Origin of the sequence: Chromobacterium alticapitis (assembly GCF_002924365.1) — a bacterium.
Lineage (GTDB): Bacteria > Pseudomonadota > Gammaproteobacteria > Burkholderiales > Chromobacteriaceae > Chromobacterium > Chromobacterium alticapitis.
The window spans coordinates 1-3,507 of the sequence record NZ_PQWB01000161.1 but is presented as its reverse complement, the minus strand read 5'-3'; the positions used below and the strand labels follow the sequence as shown (position 1 = coordinate 3,507).

The window sequence follows — 3,507 nt, the reverse complement described above, 5'->3', positions numbered from 1 at the left end:
CACAATATCAAAGCGGCACGCGAACAACTGGGTTGGTCGCCAGACCAGTTACTGGCGCTATGCAAGCTGGCATGAGATAGCATTGAATGGCCCTGCTATGGAGATGGGCAAAGCGGAAGTGGAGGTTTATTTTTCATTTCTGGCATCAGAACGCCAAGTTTCCGCTTCCACGCAAAATCAAACCAAGGCGGCTTTGCTATTTTTATATCGAGAGGTATTGGGGCAGGCATTTCCCTGGCTGGATGAGGTCACATCCGTGCGGCAGGCACAAAAACGCCTTCCGGCCCATAGGGCGGGAAGGCGTAGGCTGATCGGCTAGTACAACTAGACGTGCAACAGCAGGAAGCGCCGCTCCCAGGGGCTGATCACGTCGAAATATTCGCGGTACTCGGCTTCCTTGATCGCGGCGTAGGTTTCGACGAAATGCTCGCCGAACAACTCCGCCAGCGGCTTGCAGCGCAGCAGCATGTCGATGGCGTCGTCCAGGTGGCGCGGCAGCTGGTGCGGCTGCTCGTAGGCGCTGCCGGTCAGCGGCTCGGACGGCTCCAGCTTGTCGCGCATGCCCAGGTAGCCGCAGGCCAGGCTGGCGGCCATCGCCAGATAGGGATTGACGTCCACGCCGGCCAGGCGGTTTTCCACCCGCCGCGCTTCCGGCCCGGAGTGCGGCACGCGCAGGCCGCAGGTGCGGTTGTCGTAGCCCCAGCTCAGGTTGATGGGCGCGGAGGTGTAACGGCTGAGCCGGCGGTAGGAGTTCACATACGGCGCGAAGAATGGCATGGACGCCGGCAGGTAGCGCTGCAGGCCGCCGATGAAGTGCAGGAAGGCCGGCGACGGGCTGCCGTCGTCCTGGCTGAAGATGTTGCGGCCGCTGGCGATGTCCACCACGCTCTGGTGCATGTGCATGGCGCTGCCGGGCTGGCCTTGCATGGGTTTGGCCATGAAGGTGGCGTACATATTGTTGCGGATGGCCACCTCGCGCACGGTGCGCTTGAACAGGAAAACCTGGTCGGCCAGTTGCAGCGGGTCGCCGTGGTCCAGGTTGATCTCCATCTGGGCCGTGCCCATCTCGTGGATCAGCGTGTCCAGCTCCAGGCCCTGGGCCTCGCACCAGTCGTACATCACGTCGAAGATGTCGTCGTATTCGTTGACCGCGTCTATGGAAAAGCTCTGCATGCCGGCTTCGGTGCGGCGAGTGCGGCCCACCGGCGGCCTCAGCGGCAGGTCTTCGTCCGGCTGGATTTCCACCAGGTAGAACTCCATCTCCGGCGCGATCACGGCTTTCCAGCCTTTGTCCTCGTACAGCTTCAATATCCGCTTGAGCACATTGCGCGGCGCCAGGTCCACCGCCTGGCCATCGAAGCTGTAACAGTCATGGATGATCTGCGCCGTCGGCTCCTTGTTCCACGGCACCGGCCGCAGGGTGCTGGCGTCCGGGATCAGCTTCATGTCCGGGTCCGCCACCGAGGTGAAATCGCGGTCCGGATAATCGCCGGTCACCGTCATCGACAGCACAGCTTCCGGCAGGCGCAAGCCTTCGGCGGGATTGTACTTGTGCCGCGGCACGATCTTGCCGCGGGCGAGGCCGGTCATGTCCGGGATCAGACACTCCACCTCGGTGATATGGTGTTCGTCTAGCCATTGATTGATAGTATGGGCACTGTCCATAAGGCCTCTATTACGTGTGTGCGCCCGAGCTGCCTAGCAGCCGGGCCGGGTTGGCCAGCGTGTTGCGCCGCCTGGCCTGAAGCAGGAACAGGCAGCGGTCCGCCAGCAGCGGCATGCTAGCCGCCGTTGAAAATACGGTGAATGACCGGCGCGGCCGGTTTCGAGACTGCAAAATCATCTCCCTTTCGTGATAAAGATTTGATCAATTCCGCGTTCAAGATTTTGAACACGGTTCCATCCTAGCCAGCCACCGCGCCGGCTAGCAACGGGCGCAGCGCTTTAAACGGTCAAGCATGGTCAACAATAGGACAAACAACGCAACAGGACGGCGGCCTGAAAGTGAATTAGAATTAAACGATATGAATACCGCTGCTCAGGCCGATACGGCCTCCCCCTCCCCCGCCCCTCGCAAATCCCGCCGCTGGCTGCGCTGGCTGGCTGTAGCCTTCGCCCTGCTGCTGGCCTGCTGGGCCTTTCTCGGTCTGGCCGCGCCCAAGCTGTTGCAACAGGCGGCCTCAGACTGGGCGCGCAAGCATGGCCGGCAGCTGGCCATCGCCGAAGTGCGTATCGTGCCGTGGAGCATGGAGCTGACGCTGAACGGCGTGGCCCTGCGCGAAGGCGACGGCCGGCCGCTGTTCCAGGCGCGCCGCCTGTATCTGAACGCGGACCTGCATGCGCTGCTGTTTGGCCGCTGGCAAGCCAGCGAGTTCACGCTGGACAGCCCGCAGCTGTGGCTGGACCGCGATTCCTCCGGCCGCTGGAACTGGGAAAAGTTCGCGTCGGACATCTCCGGCCCGGCGCGGCTGGACGCCGGCTCCACGCCGGAAAAGCTGCCCAGGCTGACGGTGAACGCCATCAATCTGCGCGACGGCCAGATCCGCCTGAGCGACCATGAAACGGGCCAGGCCGAGCGCTTCCGGCTGATGCCTATCAACCTCAGCCTCAGCAATCTGTCCACGCTGGCCGAAAACGGCCGCTACGCGCTGCACGCCGAACTGGAAGGCGGCGGCCGCTTCGATTGGCGCGGCAGCATGCAGCTGCAGCCGCTGCAATCGAGCGGCGAGGCCCATATCGGCGGCCTGCCGCTGGCCACCGCCTGGGACTACGTCAAGCCGTATTTCCACGCAGACAAGCCTGAGGGCGCGCTGACCGTGGACGCCCGCTACCAGTTGGACCTCAGCGGCAAGACGCCGGAGCTGACGGTGTCGTCGCTGAGCGCCAGCCTGCAAAAATTGAAGCTGAAGGGGCCGGACGGGGCCGAACTGACGCTGCCGGAGCTGAAAGTCGAAGGCGGCGCGCTCGATCTGTCGCACTCGCTGTTGACCGTGCAACGCGTGGAGCTGAACGGCGGCCGCCTCAGCGCCGGCCGCGACGCGGCGGGCCGCGTGAACTGGCTGCGGGCGCTGCCCGAGTCCACGCCGGCGCCCGCCGCGCCGGCCAAGCCCTCGCCCTGGATGGTCAAGCTGGAGAGCATACGCCTCACTGACTGGCGCGCCGCCTGGAGCGACCAGGCCTTTGCGCAGCCGCTCAAGCTGGAAACCGCCATTCCGCGCCTGCAAACCCGGCTGACGCTGGACCCCGAGCGCGGCCTGCGGCTGGAGCAAGCCGGGCTAAGCCTAGCCGACCTGACGCTGTCCGCCGCCGGCGGCCAGCCCTGGCTGAGCCTGCAAGGCGCCGAACTGGCGCCGTCCCTGCTGGACATGAAGCGCCATAGCGTCAAACCGGGCGACATCGCGCTGAGCGGCCTGAAGCTGTCGCTGCAGCGCGAGCGCGACGGCAAGCTGCAGCTGCAAAAACTGCTGGCGCAACGCCCGCGCGCCCCCGCCGCGCAAAGCGCCAAGA

The 3,507-nt window shown here is 64.7% G+C and carries 3 protein-coding genes; 2 read left to right on the top strand and 1 reads right to left on the bottom strand.

The features are described from left to right. A partial coding sequence (locus tag C2I19_RS20100; RefSeq protein WP_199181298.1) for a phage integrase N-terminal SAM-like domain-containing protein occupies positions 1-319 on the top strand: 319 nt, incomplete at its 5' end. Between the two features lie 5 nt (positions 320-324). On the opposite strand, the gene C2I19_RS20095 is transcribed toward C2I19_RS20100, so the two are convergent. Further along, positions 325-1,665 (bottom strand): glutamine synthetase family protein, encoded by a 1,341-nt coding sequence (locus tag C2I19_RS20095; RefSeq protein WP_103904370.1) that lies wholly within the window; start codon positions 1,663-1,665, stop codon positions 325-327. Positions 1,666-2,024: 359 nt separating this feature from the next. Between C2I19_RS20095 and C2I19_RS20090 the strand changes: the two genes are divergently transcribed. Next, a partial coding sequence (locus tag C2I19_RS20090; RefSeq protein ID WP_158253779.1) for a DUF748 domain-containing protein occupies positions 2,025-3,507 on the top strand: 1,483 nt, incomplete at its 3' end.